Annotated in this window: 13 protein-coding genes; 4 read left to right on the forward strand and 9 right to left on the reverse strand. The window is 50.6% G+C overall.

Features of this window, described 5'->3' with window-relative positions; translation table 11 throughout:
* Positions 1–69 precede the first annotated feature (69 nt).
* On the reverse strand, positions 70–1,083 hold the full coding sequence (locus tag NYE92_RS09115) for an NAD(P)-dependent alcohol dehydrogenase (protein WP_259018880.1): 1,014 nt from the start codon (positions 1,081–1,083) through the stop codon (positions 70–72).
* Between the two features lie 102 nt (positions 1,084–1,185).
* Here NYE92_RS09115 and NYE92_RS09120 point away from each other — a divergent pair, with 102 nt between their 5' ends.
* A complete protein-coding gene (locus NYE92_RS09120; RefSeq protein ID WP_014594376.1) occupies positions 1,186–1,584 on the forward strand; it encodes a helix-turn-helix domain-containing protein in 399 nt (132 codons plus the stop codon).
* A 186-nt stretch (positions 1,585–1,770) separates the two neighbouring features.
* Here the strand turns inward: NYE92_RS09120 and NYE92_RS09125 are convergent, their stop codons facing one another.
* Both NYE92_RS09125 and NYE92_RS09130 read right to left on the reverse strand, forming a co-directional pair.
* Entirely contained in the window at positions 1,771–2,877 is a 1,107-nt protein-coding gene (locus NYE92_RS09125; protein ID WP_235193319.1) for a right-handed parallel beta-helix repeat-containing protein, read from the reverse strand.
* Between the two features lie 83 nt (positions 2,878–2,960).
* On the reverse strand, positions 2,961–3,560 hold the full coding sequence (locus tag NYE92_RS09130) for an NAD(P)H oxidoreductase (RefSeq protein WP_259018881.1): 600 nt from the start codon (positions 3,558–3,560) through the stop codon (positions 2,961–2,963).
* 97 nt (positions 3,561–3,657) lie between these two features.
* Here NYE92_RS09130 and NYE92_RS09135 point away from each other — a divergent pair, with 97 nt between their 5' ends.
* Positions 3,658–4,563, forward strand: coding sequence for a LysR family transcriptional regulator (locus NYE92_RS09135; protein ID WP_022623555.1), 906 nt, complete (start codon positions 3,658–3,660; stop codon positions 4,561–4,563).
* Here the strand turns inward: NYE92_RS09135 and NYE92_RS09140 are convergent.
* From NYE92_RS09140 to NYE92_RS09160, 5 genes are all read right to left on the reverse strand, one after another.
* Positions 4,553–6,436 (reverse strand): sigma-54-dependent Fis family transcriptional regulator, encoded by a 1,884-nt coding sequence (locus NYE92_RS09140; RefSeq protein ID WP_259018882.1) that lies wholly within the window; start codon positions 6,434–6,436, stop codon positions 4,553–4,555. The genes NYE92_RS09135 and NYE92_RS09140 overlap by 11 nt on opposite strands.
* Before the next feature lie 143 nt (positions 6,437–6,579).
* Entirely contained in the window at positions 6,580–7,743 is a 1,164-nt protein-coding gene (locus NYE92_RS09145; protein WP_019106125.1) for a metallo-dependent hydrolase, read from the reverse strand.
* 13 nt (positions 7,744–7,756) lie between these two features.
* Complete coding sequence (locus NYE92_RS09150; protein WP_014605220.1) at positions 7,757–9,151, reverse strand: DASS family sodium-coupled anion symporter; 1,395 nt, start codon at positions 9,149–9,151, stop codon at positions 7,757–7,759.
* Positions 9,152–9,226: 75 nt separating this feature from the next.
* Entirely contained in the window at positions 9,227–9,925 is a 699-nt protein-coding gene (locus tag NYE92_RS09155) for an RraA family protein (protein ID WP_029570528.1), read from the reverse strand.
* A 1-nt stretch (position 9,926) separates the two neighbouring features.
* Positions 9,927–10,886, reverse strand: a complete 960-nt coding sequence (locus NYE92_RS09160; RefSeq protein WP_014594384.1) for a hydroxyacid dehydrogenase — start codon at positions 10,884–10,886, stop codon at positions 9,927–9,929.
* An 822-nt stretch (positions 10,887–11,708) separates the two neighbouring features.
* Between NYE92_RS09160 and ompC the strand changes: the two genes are divergently transcribed.
* Together ompC and NYE92_RS09170 are read left to right on the forward strand one after the other, a co-directional pair.
* Positions 11,709–12,812: a porin OmpC gene (ompC, locus tag NYE92_RS09165; RefSeq protein ID WP_014605218.1), complete on the forward strand. Its 1,104-nt coding sequence runs from the start codon at positions 11,709–11,711 to the stop codon at positions 12,810–12,812.
* A gap of 85 nt (positions 12,813–12,897) precedes the next feature.
* On the forward strand, positions 12,898–13,326 hold the full coding sequence (locus tag NYE92_RS09170; protein ID WP_259019495.1) for a GFA family protein: 429 nt from the start codon (positions 12,898–12,900) through the stop codon (positions 13,324–13,326).
* A gap of 167 nt (positions 13,327–13,493) precedes the next feature.
* Here the strand turns inward: NYE92_RS09170 and NYE92_RS09175 are convergent, their stop codons facing one another.
* Entirely contained in the window at positions 13,494–16,595 is a 3,102-nt protein-coding gene (locus NYE92_RS09175; RefSeq protein WP_259018884.1) for an efflux RND transporter permease subunit, read from the reverse strand.
* Positions 16,596–16,675: the final 80 nt, after the last annotated feature.

Consider the following 16,675-nt stretch of genomic DNA (forward strand, 5'->3'; position numbering starts at 1 on the left):
TTTTTTGACCGACGACAAGCAGGTTTTCGCCTCTTATGACAAGGCTTACATGCCCACTTTATCTATCTGTCACCACTCAACACAGATTTTGCCCAGATGCGAGCCGCTCTGCTGCCAGGCGAAGGCCTCGGCAATATCGTCATATTTAAACGTCCGGTCAATAACCGGCTTCTGGTTCATGCTTTCCAGCGCCTTCACGTAGTCAATCTGGTCCTGACGACTGGCAACGATCACGCCTTTAATGGTGACCTGCTTCGCCAGAACAGACAGAATGGACAGCGTTGCTTCATCGCCGGAAATGATACCGATTTGGGTGATGTGCCCACCGATTTTGACCGCTTTCAGTGACTCGCCCAGCGTCGCCGGGCCGCCCACCTCAACAACATGATCCACGCCCACGCCGTTGGTCAGTGCGAGGACGCTATCGCCCCAGTTCGGAGTGGTGCGGTAGTTGATGGTTTCATCGGCCCCCAGCGCTTTAACGTGCTTAAGCTTTTCATCTGATGAGGATGTGGCGATCACTTTCGCGCCCATCGCTTTAGCAATCTGCAGGGCAGCCATGGACACGCCGCCCGTGCCCTGCACCAGCACCGTGTTGTTGGCCTGCAGTTTGCCTTCAGTGATCAGGGCGCGCCAGGCTGTCAGGCCAGACGTGGTGATCGTGGCCGACTCACAGTGCGTCCAGCCTTTCGGGGCATGGGTAAAGGCATTCTCAGAACGCACCACGTATTCGCTGGCCATGCCATCAATGCCGTCGCCCGGCGTATGGGCAAAGCCTCCCACTTCTGCGGAAGGTTTGCCGGACAGCCAGACGGGAAAGAACGTCGAAACCACGCTGTCGCCCACGCGGAAATCCTTAACGCCTTCGCCGACGGCTTCTACCACGCCTGCGCCATCAGACAGCAGGATGCGGCCGTCTTCGGTTGGAAACTGCCCGGTAGCGACAATCAGATCGTGAAAATTCAGGGAGCCGGCTTTGATAGCGACCCGAATCTCACCTTTGCCCGGCTGGCCCGGATCGGCGATGTCCGACACACGGATATTGTTGAGTCCGCCTGGTGCTTTAAGGGCAAGTGCTTTCATGATTTTCTCCGTTAAAAGAGGGATGTCTTAATCAGCAGTTGCTAAACATAGACCCTATGTGCATTTTATTAAATACGGTCATTTAGGTGATATAGGTACATTTTGGATACTGTAAAAACCCCAAGATATGAAAATTACGATGCGGTGGCCTGCCCGGTTGAAGCCACGCTGGAACTGATTGGCGGCAAGGGTAAAGGGATGATTCTTTACCACCTGCAAAACGAAACGCTGCGGTTTAATGCGCTAAGAAGACGGCTGGGTGATATCACGCCGCGGGTACTCACGCGGCAACTTCGGGAACTGGAAAACGTCGGGTTAATTCATCGCGAAGTGTATGCTGAAGTTCCGCCGAAGGTGGAGTACAGCATGACCGAAGAAGGCGCTTCGCTTGCGCCCTTGCTTGGGCTGTTAAAGCAGTGGGGAGAGCAACACGCGCTGGCCTTATTAGGCAAAAAAAAACCCGCCGTTGTGCCGGAAACGTCCGAGGCGGAAGCACAATGAATGGCCGTGCGCGGTGCCCCCAAAACCTGTTATGACTGATCCTGGACAGGTTCCTCCGCAGGGTATCATGGGGAGGAACCTGAACCCCGGTGGTGAGGTTCAGTCGTTCAGTACGTTTCCATCTGGCACATCACAAGGTGGCCCGCAGCAACCGATGACCGGTTTTCTGTGCTGTCTCGCCATTGCTTATTTCTCAAGCACAGAAGCAACCGACTCACAGTTCACCGGCATCCTGTGCTCTGCCACGGAGACAACACAAAATCCGGCCGCATCTTTGCTGTAATGTGCCGCCACACTGAAACGATTGTGGCGTTTAATCTCCTCAACCGGCGGGATTGAGCCAGGCACACCACCTACTGCGGTTTGCAAGCCTACTGTCCAGGGCTGGGTAAACAGATTGTCGTTAACGCTAACCGGCCCGTCGGTCGGTACACCTCGAATATAAACACTGCCTCGGTTTGACGTCCCGTAGCGGCCATAATCAAACAGATTATTGTTTATGATGATGTTTTTCCCGCCGTGGCCCTGCGCGCCCTTGTGCATATCAAACTGATGGTAAGCGCCCCGTGCTCCGCCATTGAGCACAAGGTTGTTATAAGCGTGATAGCCCTCACCGTCATCGCCTTTTCCGGCAATAGCATGACGATTAGCGTTAAAGGTATTGCAGTAGATATCGGCCTGGGCATGGCCATTTTGTACCACCACACCGTAGCCCAGTTGGGTACGGATATTATCGTGGATAACGTTGTGATGAATTTTATTGTCGACGGACGTTTTTACGCTAATCCCGGCCCACGGCCAGTGATAAATCTCATTGTTGTCGATATCAATATGATCGGTGCCGGGTAAAAACTGGATGCCAATCGTTTTATTCGGCGTGTCCGGTTGTCCAGAGGGGCCTTCAATACGCAGCCCGGTTATCCTTGCTTTAGCCTCAACAACATACACAGGATATTGATTAAGTCCGTCATTGAGCCATGGCGTTTGTAATAAAGCGCCCCGACTGCCTTTTTCACCACGATTGCTAAAAAGCGTCTGCCCGGCTTTAATGCGCAATGCCTGTGGCTGATTCGGCACCGTGATGGTGACATCACCCGGAACATAGATGAAGGGATGATTGCTGTCGACAGCCTGTTTCAACGCATCGAAAGTGCGGACAGTAACATAGTGGGCGACGTTATCCGGCGTAAGACGATCCTGATACTGCGCCCCACCTCCAATGACATCGCAACTGCCCACCGCGCTAATGGCAGAGCCGGATATCAGTAACAGGCCCGCTATGGCTATTTTCATTTTGGTCATCTCCTGTCGACGCCCGATACAGGCCAGGCTGTCATGTACGCCGTTTTGCAGGGCAGCGATCGCCCTGCCATGCTTTATTCAATGGTGCTGTCTACGACCGCCTGCGCCTGTGCAAACAGTTGCTCATAATGCGAGTGGCTGTCATCAATCGTCTCCTCAACACCCAAGGTGTTATAGAGGAAATGAACCTCCACGTCAGCGTTCTCCAGGTAACCCGCCACGCCCATTGTGTAATCCGTGATGTTTTTCTCCCAGCCATATTTAATAAAGGTTTGCTGAGAACCGCCGACCAGTGCCAGCCAGCGTACTTTTTTATTTTTTAACGCGCTGTTTTCACCGTAGGCCAGACCGTAGTTCCACACGCGTTCCAGATAGCCTTTGAGCATGGCGGGATAGCTGTACCACCACAGTGGAAAGACAAAAATGATCGCATCACGATCGTCAAGCTCACTGAACAGACGATGCACCTCCGGTGAGTAGCGCTTAGCCGGATTTTCCCACTCGGGTTCGTCCTCTTCCCGCATCGCCGGATCAAAGCCACTGCGGTAGAGATCCAGCATCTTAACATGTGCGCCCCGCTGCTCCGCCCGGTGGCGCAGGCTTTCCACCATCTGTGCGGTGAGTGAATCGGCACGGGGATGTGACCAGACGATATACAGGTTTGTTGATTTCATCTTTCACCTCATCTTGTGTTGAGGCATTCACATTACGCTCGCCACATTAGTGTGTGAAACGTATGATTTGAGATGGGTTGATGAGAGATTTTCACCAATGAAACTGAACGTCTATGACTTTGCGACCTTTATCGCGGTTTCACGGCACAAAAGTTTTCGCGCGGCCGGTGACGAGCTTGGCCTGTCGCCCTCGGCGGTTAGCCACGCAATAAAGCAACTTGAGCAGCGGCTGAAAATCCGGCTGTTCAATCGCACAACGCGTAGCGTTGCCCTGACAGAAGCCGGAGCAAATCTGTATGAGCGTTTGCGCCCGGCCTTTGATGAAATCAATGTGATACTTGATGAGGCTAACTGTTTTCGTCAGACGCCCATGGGCTCGCTAAAAATTAACTCATCGCGTCTTGCCTCGCGCATGGTGTTAATCCCACTGGTGGCAACATTCAGTCGGCTTTATCCGGATATCCGTGTGGAAATCACAACGGAAGACCGGCTGGTCGATATCGTGAAAGAGGGATTTGACGCGGGTATTCGCCTCAGCAGCAGGCTTGAAAAAGATATGATCGCGCTTCCCGTTGGGCCCAAAATCAGGTTGGTTGTGGTGGCAACCCCGGACTATTTCGCCCGCCATGCACCGCCTGAGCACCCGCGTGACATCATGAATCATCAGTGCGTGATGTTCCGTCACGGCAGCGGTCGCATTTATCAATGGGAATTCAGCGGCCCGGAAGGCAGGCTTGAGATACTTCCGGCCGGTAATATCCTGCTGGACGATATGGACGCTCAACGTGATGCCGTGCTGTGCGGTGCCGGACTGGGCTACCTCTATCACGAACAGGTAAAAGATGAACTGGCAGCTGGCCGTCTGGTTCCGGTACTGGAAGCGTGGTTACCAGAGCAGCCCAGCCTGCAGTTTTACTATCCTAATCGCCACTATATGTCATCGGCGTTAAGGGCATTTATTGACCACATCAAAGCCGCTTCGCCAGCCGCGGTTAGCTGTTAAGATCGTACTCTTTCAACTTACGCCACAGGGTGGTCGGGCTTATGCCAAGGATGGCTGCCGCCCTGACCTTATCCCCTTGAGTTTGGGTGATGATACGCGTGATGAGGTGTTTTTCCTGCTTTTTAAGCAAATGGGTTTCGCTCTCCGCAGGCTCGCAAAGCAGGGATTGCTGGCTGGCAGAGCCAAAATCATCGGCAACCCGCACGGCCCTGAGCAGTTCGTCTTTGTCTACAACATCGCGATCGTGAAACACGGCCAGCCTGTAGATAACCGACTGTAATTCGCGGATGTTACCCGGCCAGCTGTGCCGCCTTAAGACATCCAGCGCATCCGGAGTAAACGCGATCTCTTTTCCCTGCTGATGCAGTAAATGCCGCGCCAGTAATTCAATATCCCCTTCGCGCTCAGCCAGTGCAGGTAGCCTGAGTTCCAGGATATTGATTCGGTAGTAAAGATCCTGGCGAAAAACGCCCGACTGAACCAAAACATGCAGATCTTTATTGCTGGCGGTAATCAGCCGAAAGTCTGCCGCAATGAGCGCCTCTCCCCCCAGACGGACAAACTGCTTTTCCTGCAGGACACGCAGTAATTTAACCTGCACATTGAGCGGCGCTTCGCTGATCTCATCAATAAAAACCGTTCCCTTCATCGCCATTTCGAACACGCCGGGCTTGCCACCTTTCCGCGCATGAGTAAATGCCCCCTCAGCATAGCCAAACAGCTCGCTTTCCAGGAGGTTTTCAGGAATGGCAGCACAGTTGATTGCGATAAAGGGGCCATGTTTTCGGATGCTGTGATGATGAATACTCTGCGCAAAGAGTTCTTTGCCAGTGCCGGTATCACCCAAAATATGAATGGGGGCGTCATGACGCGCGCACAGCTTGGCTTTATCAATCGCGATGTTAATGCTGGCTGAATGACCAATAATGTCATCAAAAGCGTAGCGAGTGTAAAAGCCTTGCTGTTTTATCTTTTTGTCTGCACTGTTTCGCCACTGGCTCTTCCCCTGAATAAACCCGGTAACGATGGAATAGCCATCCTGGCGCTTGGTGTAATGCTTTATTGAGGTACAGATAAAATCACCGTCGAGTTCTACGATCATTTCCTTTACGTCTGACTCATCGATAATTGAGCGATAAACCTCTTTGAAAGCGTCTTTGCGGTAAATTTTATCGCCAGCATGACACTGAAAAAGGGTTTTCCCTCTGTTGTTAATGCTCACCACCTCCCCCATTTGGTCAATGCACATAATGCCTTCACGAGACTGATTCATCGCGGAATAGCTCATATCCAACTTCAGACTTTCCTGATTGATATATTTCAGCAAACTGAAGGCCTCGTTGATGGCTTGCTCAATTGAATTATTATCCGTGTCCCCCATCACAACATTGAGGTCATATTTCTTCGCCATCTCTGCAACCGTCAGACCGCCTATAACGACTTTGTAGTTATTTTCTGCAAGATTTTTCACAACACTTTCGATGTCATAGTGATTATAGACCTGACAGATTTTTAAATTTTCATTGGTCATGTTTTGGTAATGCTTGAGCGCGTTACAAAATTGGGGAAAACCTACCGCAGCAATTTTTTGCGATTTATTTTTCGCCTGCTTAAGAATACGATAAATGCCATGAAAATCATGCGCTATCTCGATCACCGGAATGGTCACATTGCTGCGAAGAAGCACGGCAGTCCCGCCACGACTAATAATGATTTTCGTTCCAGACCGAATCATTTCATTCGCTTTATCTAATACTTCTGAATAGCCCGTTTCGTACACTGGCAGTTCAAGCTGCTTTTCAATAAGAACATTTAAAATGCGTTGGGTGATGGTTTTTGAAACGGAGAAAATGACGATTTCATTAGACTTCATTGAAGATTCGCTTTTGTCGCTCGCTATTTCATCGAGTATAAGGATAACGATGAATGAGATATTGACAGGCGTCATTCCAGCTTGAGTAAAAAAAGCCTTGTTATATTCAGGTCACAAGGCTTGAGAGGCGAGGTAGTTAAAAATTAGCCGTGCAGGCGCCGATAGCAGATCTGACCATTACTGATCGTGACGCAGTTATCGATATAGCGTTCGCCTTGCAGTCTGGCTCCCTGAGTATCTTCGAAAACAATTTTTTCATTGCGCAGTTTTACCACCGAAATATCGGCAAATGCCTTCGGCTCCAGCGTACCTATCTGCCCTTGCATTTTCATGAGTCGTGCCGGCGTGCTCGTGACCGCCCTGATAACCTCAAACAAAGACATGCCCATATTGAGATATTTAGACATGACATGTAGCAGACTGTAGACCTTATCTGTACGCAGACTGTTGCGCTGCGTTAAGTCGGTGCTAATGATATCCGGGTAGAACCCCTGATCCATCGCGTTGCGGGCAACGTTAAAATCGAAATGCGCCACACCATTTGAACAGTCAAAGACTACGCCTCTTTGCTGTGCCGCCAGAACAGACGGGTACACCTCGCCCCGACCGTTGAGAATGGTATGGCCTGTCCCGTGGAAACAATGCGCATAGATATCATCCGCGTTGAAATGCTGAATGAGCTCATTCGCCGGCAGAAAGGAATCGGTGACATGCACACAGAGTGACGTCTCCAGCTCACGCGCCAGCGCAACCGTGGTTAAAAACGGATCGCTGCTGTACGACTTGCCTTTGGCAATATCCTGGCTGTAACGCAGTTTCAGCCCAAGAATATTCTCTTTATTTTCGCTTAATACCTGCCTGATGCGTGGCAGGTTATAGTTGGCCGGATTGGTGTTTTCCAGGTATCCCGTTGGCCCGCCACCCAGCGTAGACAAGCCAACATTGACCACATTAAGATAACTTTTTATCTTCACGGTAGCCGTATTAATCACGCTGTTACGGAACAACTTATAGTTTACCCAGCCACTACTGCCGGCATCGACAACGCTGGTTACGCCGTTGGGTAAACAAACCACATCCGGGTTAACGCCTATCGCCGTCCCGCCGTGGAAAACATGCGCATGAAAGTCGATCAATCCGGGGAGAACAAGGCAACCCGCTGCATCAATCACCGTTTCCGCCTCGGTGCTGTCAACGTTTTCAAGGTCAACAATACGGTTGCCGATGATGCCAATATCCCGCCTGAGGTAATCTTGTTTGTCACTGTCCACCGTCAGGCCATTTCTGATAAGCAAATCCAGTTTCATCTTTATCCTCCGGTTAAATACCTATCAATTTCCAGTAAGGAAGACCAATCAGGAAATAAACGATGACGTTAATCAGCACCATCATGGTGCCCAACAGCCAGAAGGTTTTTTGCGGCACGTAGCCACTGGAGAAGGTAAATACGCCAGCGCCGTTACCGTAGTGCGTCAGAAGTGCGCCGTAACCCGCCGAGAATGCCAGAGACAAGGCAACATACATCGGTTCTGCCTGGGTGGTCATACCGAGGGTGAACAGCACGGGATAGAAGGAGACAACAAATGCGCTGTTGGACACAAAGAAGTAACGCACAGCAAGACTGATAAAGATCAGCACGCCGATTGCGCTAAATTCGCTGAGATGAGACAGGTCAAGGTAGTTTTTAATGACGCCGACCAGAAAGACATAGAATCCCCCTTTTGACAGCGCAACGGCGCATCCGTAAAACGCACCGTACCAGACAAATGTCTGCCAGGCCGCTTTCTCGCTGACGACATGTTCCCAACTAAGGACTTTAAATAACAACAGACAGGCGAGAAAGGCAAATCCGACCGGGATAAAAGGAATACCGGTAATTGATCCCGTCATCCATCCCAAAACGCCCATGATGAAGAAGACGATCAGCAGCTTCTCTTCACGTTTGACCGGCCCCAGTTCACGCAGCCCCTGCTCAGCAATCTCATTAACGTTATCGATCTTTTTCAGTTCTGGCGCATAGACTTTGTAAAGGAGCCAAGGACACAGCAGCAGGATAAATCCGGCAGGAATGATGGCAGCCTTAAACCAGGTCATCCAGTCCAGATTAACCTTCATGATTTCGTTAGCCAGTGAAACAGTAATGGCGTTGGTTGCCATACCGGTTAAAAACAGGCTCGACGTCCCCATCGACACCACATACATCAGGATAGTGAGATAGGCGCCGATCCGGCGGCTACCCTCGTCTGGTTTCGATCCCAGTGCCTCAGCTATATTTCTGAAAATGGGATAAACGATACCGCCAGAACGCGACATATTCGATCCGGTTGCCGGGGCCAGCACCGTATCCGTTACCATCATCAGATAACCCAGCGTCAGCGTATTTTTACCGTAGCGTTTTAACAGAACGTAAGCGATACGCTTACCGAGCCCGGTAATGACAAATGCCTTACAAATAATAAAGGCACTGATGATAAACCAGACCATTGAGGTGCCGTAACCCGCGAAAAGAATATGCGGATCGATGAAGATCGATGCGATGCCCAAAATGATCAGCATAATAATCGCATCAGTGAAAGGCCGAAATACCAGTCCGCACAGCATCGCCAGATAAATGCCGACCATATGCCAGGTCGTGGCGGAAATCTCTTCAGGATTCGGTATTATCCAAAATAAAACCGGAAAGAATACGATCGGGAAAAGTTTTAAATAGAACATATTTTATTACCTTTGCTTTATCACCACGGAAGCATGGCTTCCGTGGCTTGAGCTAATCGATGTTAGCCAGGCAGACTAACGAAATACGTCGTCAATGAACTCAACGCGCTTCTCGTCCAGTGTTTTTCTGACCCAGGCACGGTTGGCGGTTCCGTTTTTGGCCGCCTCGACTTTGCTCGCGTCAAATTTTGAATAGGCTTTTGCTTTTTCAAGCAAGGCTTCCGCATCACCCAAGGGAACAACAATCACGCCATCCGCATCACCGACAATGAGATCGCCGGGCGATACCGCAACCCCGCCAACGGCAATCGGCGTATTGACCTCGCCGGGGCCTTCTTTAAACGGGCCAGCCGGGTTTGACCCCGTGGCAAACAGAGGAAAGTCCAGTACCGATAAGGCATCAATATCGCGGATGGGCCCATCCAGAACGATACCGGCGATTTTCTTGCAGTAATGGGCGTAAGCCACCATGATTTCGCCCATCAACGCCCGAGAACGGTCGCCTTCGTTGGATACCACGATGACGTCGTTTTCCGTGGCCATATCCAGTGCTGCGTGAAGCATCAGGTTGTCGCCAGCCCGGGCTTTAACGGTAATGGCATAACCCGCCATGACCGGTTTTTGTGGTGAAGAAATACGCTGAATACCGTTGCCCAGTACGGCAATACGATTCATGGTGTCCGCAATATTCGCAGCGGGCAGTTGCGCGTACGCTTTGAGTAATTCAGGGTTGCCTTCAGGACGTTTTAAATAAATACGATTGCCAATAGTCATCTTATTCTCCAAAGCCAGGAACGGGCCAGGTGGGTTTTTTACCAGACAAAACCTCATCAATACCGATTGCGGTATGCAGTGAAGCTCTGTCAGTGGCTTCTTTTGTGGCGGCACCAATATGCGGACCAATCACGACATTACTGAGTGAGAAAACAGGATCGTTCGGGTCGAAGGGTTCTTTCTTTAAGACGTCCAGGCCGGCACCGGCGATAAGATGGTTAGCGAGCGCGTGATACAGCGCTTTTTCATCCACAAGCTTGCCGCGAGCGGTATTAATGAAATATGCAGTGGGCTTCATCATGGCAAATTGCTTTTCGCCGACGAAATCCTGGGTTTCCGAGGTGGTTGGACAATGCAGAGAGACAAAGTCACTTTCCTGAAAAATGCGGTCAAAGTCCTCGGTACGCTCCACGCCTTCTGGCATTTCCGCCTGGGTTTTATAGGGATCGTAAGCAATGACTTTCATGTTGAAACCGTGCAGCGCTTTGAGCGCGACGCGCGAGCCAATATTACCGACGCCCACTAAACCAAGCGTTTTACCGTCCAGTTCGACCTTTGGCGTGCGCAATTTAGCCCAGTAGTAATCCTCCAGCATCTTCTCTTCAACCAGCCTGAAGTTACGCGAGCAGTGCAACATGTAGAAAATAGCCAGTTCTGCTACGGACATGCTGTTAGCAACGGGCGCGTTCAGAACAACAACGCCATGACGTTTGGCCGACTCAAGGTCAACAGTGTCGTAGCCCGCGCCGTGCCGGGCGACGACTTTCAGTTTCTTTGCTGCCTCAAAAACGCGGTCAGACATTTTTGATAGCCGCACAATAATGCCGTCGCAGTCAGGAATATCACGAATAATGTCGTCTTCTTCCATACCTGAACCGGTAATCAGCTCATAACCCCGACTTTCTAAATAAGCGCGCCCTTCTGCCATTATTTCCTGAGGGAGCAAAATTTTATATGCCATGTAAACTTCTCCTGTGTTGAATACGCAGAATGTATTGCAGCGTGCGTGCCAACACCGAAAGAATAACAATCAAAAAATATAATCATTTGATTTTATGATATTTCATAGCCTCAATGTCCCAGACATGTGGTCGCATAAGAGTGATGATTATCACGCATAAAAAACGGGAGCTTTTCAAAAAGAAAAGAGAGATTGATTAACCATTTCATTCTGAAAGTGAAGATGTGAGGCAGTTAACGGTGAATGGATGTTGAGAAACTCAACAGTTTTGCTGAGGACGTAGATCCGGGAAGATAAACACGGTTAACAAATACTTGTGATAAACATATCCACTTTTTTAAACACCTCGTTCTTATTAAACACTATTTTAACAAAGCGCAAATAAACGCTGTACATTATTAATCCGTCTCTCAGGGTAAGATCTCACCTTCAGTGTCAATAAATGCAAAACCTTTAATTACGTAAAAACACTTCCCTCATCTTTATTCTTTTATTAATGAAGTTATAAAAACCAGAGAATGCCAGAAAAAACAATTAACAAAAAAGGCATAATAAGAACAAAACAAAGAACCCATAAAAAACAACGGAATATTAAAAAAATAGCAACAACGACAATATAAAAACAATAATATCAAGACAAACAAAAAACACATCAGACCTTCTATTTAGACGCAGATCATACAAACACAAATAAATCGAAATAGCAGGAAACTTATCATTGAATTCATACCGCATTGTCATTTAAAAGTAGTGAGCCATTTAAGCGCGCCTCATCCATCAGTGGTTCTGGTTAATATAAAATAAAACTACAGGATTTCTCTCATGAAACTTAAATTAGTTGCAGTGGCAGTAACTACATTGTTAGCAGCAGGTGTAACAAATGCTGCAGAAATCTATAACAAAGACGGTAATAAATTAGATCTCTACGGTAAAATGCAGGGATTGCACTATTTCACCAGTGATAAAGGTGAGCGTGGTGATAATTCATATGCTCGCCTCGGTGTAAAAGGGGAAACGCAGATCACCGACCAACTGACCGGGTTTGGTCAGTGGGAATACAACATGCAGGCGAACCGCGATGAAAAATCTGAGAGCCAGTCATGGACGCGCTTAGGCTTCGCGGGGCTCAAATACGGTGACTATGGTTCGTTTAACTACGGCCGTAACTACGGCGTGGTTTACGATGTTACCTCCTGGACCGACGTGTTGCCGGAGTTTGGCGGCGACACCTATGGCTCCGATAATTTTATGCAACAGCGTGCCAATGGCCTGGCGACCTACCGTAATACCGACTTCTTTGGCCTGGTATCCGGACTTAACTTTGCCTTACAGTATCAAGGCAGAAACGGCGGTGCTGATGGTGAAGGCAACAGTGTGACGAATAATAACCGTAATGCTGCGAAGCAAAACGGCGACGGCTACGGTGCAGCAGTGACCTATGCCTCTCCTCTGGGCATAAATGCCGGTGTGGCCTATTCTCATTCCAAACGCACACTGGACCAGAACGGTCTGGCATTGGGTGAGGGTGATAATGCCGAAACGTATTCAGCCGCGCTGAAATACGATGCCAATGCCGTTTATCTGGCGGCACAATATACCCAAACCTACAATGCCACACGCGTTGGTAATGGCAACCCAGGTTTCGCCAACAAAGCACAGAATTTCGAAGTCGTTGCGCAGTATCAGTTCGACTTTGGTCTGCGCCCCAGCATCGCGTATCTGCAATCAAAAGGGAAAGATCTTGAAGGCTTTGGCGACCGGGATTTAGTGAAATATGTTGATTTAGGTGCGGCCTATTACTTCAACAAAAATATGTCAGCCATCATCGATTATAAAATCAACCTGCTGGATGAAACTGACTTCACTCAGGCAGCGGGCATTTCAACTGACAATATTCTGGCCGTCGGCCTGGTTTATCAATTCTAATTCCGACGCGCTCGTGTTAAGCCAGCTCTCAGAGCTGGCTTTTTTATCACCCGCATATTTACCGCTCTGGGGTACAAGGATGGTTTTGACAACATTTACCGGGCGTTGCCTTTGTGGTGAGTGTCAGTTCGCCGTCGAGATCGATGAACTGAACGTGCATGCCTGTCATTGCACGTTGTGTCAAAAATGGTCAGGCGGGATTGCCATGTACATTGAAGCGGCCAGTGCGCCAGCATTACTCAGGCAGTCAGCCTCGCCCTCATGTTTCACCTCGTCCTTACAGGGTAAACGCTATTTTTGCCCCGGCTCTGGTTCTCCAATGTGGTTGTTGTTGACTGACAGCCAACGGTATTTTATTCCCTGGACACAGCTTGACCTGACTGAAGATGTGCAGCGCCGTCTGGTACTGGCCGCTGAAATCTGCACCGAGACTCAGCCTGCCTTCTGGCGCCTTACAGGGCAATATGCCCGCTTTAGTGGCAAAGCGTTCGAAGCCAGAATGCCGCACCGCTAATCGGTTTCCTCAGCCATCCCTCATGCACTGACGCCAGCGGCGCAGTCACGTCACGTCACGTCACAGCAGTAAAGATCATCACGCCATCTTAACGACCTAATACGCTATCTGACCCGACAACCGGACGAATGGCTATGTTGCCCTCGCCCGGCCTGATTCAGAGGCGCTTAGCGCTGCTTCGGTTTTAGTTTTTCGACCGCCTTCATCACTGAAAAATAGAACAGGGGTACAAAGAATATGGCCAGCAGCGTGCCGCTGATCATCCCACCAAATACGCCACTGCCGATCGCCTGCTGCGTTCTGGCACTTGCTCCGCTAGCCAGCATCAAAGGTACCACGCCCAGGGTAAAGGCCAGCGACGTCATCAGGATCGGGCGTAAACGCATCCGCGAGGCTTCCAGCGTTGCCTCAACCAGCCCTTTGCCGCCTTCGTGCATCTGCTTAGCAAATTCGACAATCAGAATGGCATTTTTTGCCGACAGTCCAATAATCGTAATCATCCCAACTTTGAAGAATACGTCGTTCTGCATATCCATCAGGCTGACGGCAATGACCGCGCCCAGCAGGCCAAGCGGCACGACCAGCATAACGGAGACCGGCACTGACCAGCTTTCATAGAGCGCCGCCAGCACCAGGAACACCACCAGCATGGACAGCACCATCAGCATAGGCGCTTCAGAGGCCGATTGCTGCTCCTGTAACGAGCCACCGGTCCACTCTATTGCAAAGCCTTCTGGCAGTTGTTTCGCCAGCCGGCTCATCTCGTTCAGCGCATCGCCACTTGAATAGCCGTGTGCGGGATTGCCGGTTATCTTGATTGACTGATAACCCTGATAACGAACCAGCTGCAACGGGGAGGTTTCCCACTCCGCATGAACAAACTCAGCGAGCGGTGCCATTCCGCCGGACGCATTGCGCACGTATAACCTGAGAATATCCTCGGGTTGCATACGATATTTCGCATCGGCCTGAATGATGACCTGCTGCATACGATCGCTGTTGGGAAAATCATTGACGTAAAGCGAACCTATCGCGCCGGAAAGCGTCTGGCTGATCTCATCAAAAGCCACGCCCATCGCAAAGGCTTTTTGTCGATCGATATTAAGCCGGATCATCTGCCCATCGGGTAAACCGTCAACGTACACATCCCGGACGACAGAACTTTTCGCCGCAAGCGCCAGCAACTGCTCCTCCGCCTTTTTCAGCGCCGCATAGCCTTTGCCGCCGCGATCCTGCAGGCGCAACGTAAAGCCCGATGAGTTCCCCAGCTCGTCAATAGCCGGGGGGATCAGATTAAAGGTTTCCGCTTCAGGATTCGCTGACATCACTTTCTGCGCGCGCGCGGCTTCAGAAAAGGCGGTTGCCCCCTGACGATCTTCCCATCCTTTTAAGGTGGTGAAAGCCATGGCGGAGTTAGGCCCGGAACCCGCAAAGCTGAACCCCATTATCGCGATAGTTGACTGCGTCGCCGGGCTTGAAAGCACCTGCTGTTCAAAAGCTTTTACCACGTTCAGCGTGCGTTCGCTGGTCGCGTCCGAGGGGAGCTGAATGGAGGTCATAAAGTAGCCCTGATCCTCCTCCGGCAGAAACGAAGACGGCAGGTTTTTTATCGCCAGAAAGAACAGCAGGCACAGCGCCGCATAAACCGCTAACGCACCGCCTACCCGTTTTAATAAACGGCTTACGCCCTGGCCGTAAAGGTAAGTCATTGCTGCAAACTTATGGTTAAACCAGCCAAAGAAGCCCTTTTTCTGATGAGCATGCCGATCAACAGGTTTTAACAGCGTGGCACACAGCGCCGGCGTCAGGCTGAGCGCCAGGAAGGCGGAGATCAGGATAGAAACCGCCATTGAGAGCGTAAACTGCCGGTATATCGCCCCAACGGAACCACTGGCCATCGCCATCGGGATAAAGACCGCGCTCAGGACCAGCGTAATCCCGATGACCGCACCGGTAATCTCCTTCATCGCCTTTTGCGTTGCCGCTTTCGGGCCCAGCCCCTCTTCCGTCATGATTCGTTCGACGTTTTCCACCACCACTATCGCATCGTCAACGATGATTCCAATCGCCAGCACCATACCGAACATGGTTAATACGTTGACCGAGAATCCCGCCAGCAGCATCACGGTAAAGGTGCCCAGCAGCGCAATCGGCGCAACAATCGCCGGGATAAAGGTATAGCGAACATTCTGTAAGAACAAATACATCACAAGGAAGACCAGTATCATGGCTTCGATAAAGGTATGAATGACCTTCTCAATCGAGATCTTCACGAAGGGCGTCGTATCAAACGGAATGCTGTAAGCCATTCCCTCTGGCATAGCCTGACGCAGCTCGTTCAGACGGAGTTTGAGCCGCTCTGCGGTTTTAACCGCATTGGCGCCTGGCGAAAGCTGAATCGCTGCCGCGGTAGAGACGCGTCCGTTTTCACGGGTGGCAAAACTGTAGGTTTGCGATCCGAGCTCAACCCGCGCCACGTCGCTCAGCACCACGCGAGATCCATCCGGATTGGCGCGCAGGGTAATACTGGCGAATTCCTGGGGTGAACCAAGCTGGCCTTTGACCAGAAGCGGATAGCTGACCTGCTGGCCAGCAACCGCCGGTGCGTCACCGGTCCGTCCGGGCGCAATCTGGGTATTTTCCGTGTTGATTGCCCGACTGATATCGCTGACGGTCAGGCGATACTGGCTAAGCTTGACCGGATCGACCCAGACCCGCATTGCTTTCTCTGCGCCAAACAACTGCACGCGGCCCACGCCTTCAATACGACGAAGCTCTTCCGTGATATTGCGTGAAAAGTAGTCGCTCAGATCGGCCTCAGTGAGTTTGCCATCTTTAGACGTCAGCCCGACGATCATCAAAAAGTTAGCGCCCGAGGCCTCAACGCTCAGGCCATTCTGCCGCACGGCCTGGGGCAGGCGCGGCTCAATCACTTTGATACGGTTTTGCACATCAACCTGAGCCAGCTCAGGATCGGTGCCGGGCGCAAAAGTCACCGTAATGGATGCCATACCGCTGGTATCGCTGGACGATTCGTAATACAGCACGTGCTTTGCCGATGAAAGCTCACGCTCAATCAGCGCCACCACGCTGTTGTTCATGGTTTCCGGCGTTGATCCTGGATATGAGGCGGTGATGCTGATCGTCGGCGGTGCCACCGAGGGATAAAGCGCTACGGGTAATTTTGGAATGGAGAGCAGGCCAAACAAAATAATAAAAACGGCAATAACCCAGGCAAATACCGGTCGATTAATAAAAAACTGAGGCATGATTTACCCTGACTGAATATAAAAAAGATGAGGGCAGAAAACCATCACCTGTTACGCTGCAAGCCACACACGTGTGCGTG

The sequence above is a fragment of the Pantoea sp. B566 genome (assembly GCF_024793925.1).
Classification (GTDB): domain Bacteria; phylum Pseudomonadota; class Gammaproteobacteria; order Enterobacterales; family Enterobacteriaceae; genus Pantoea; species Pantoea ananatis.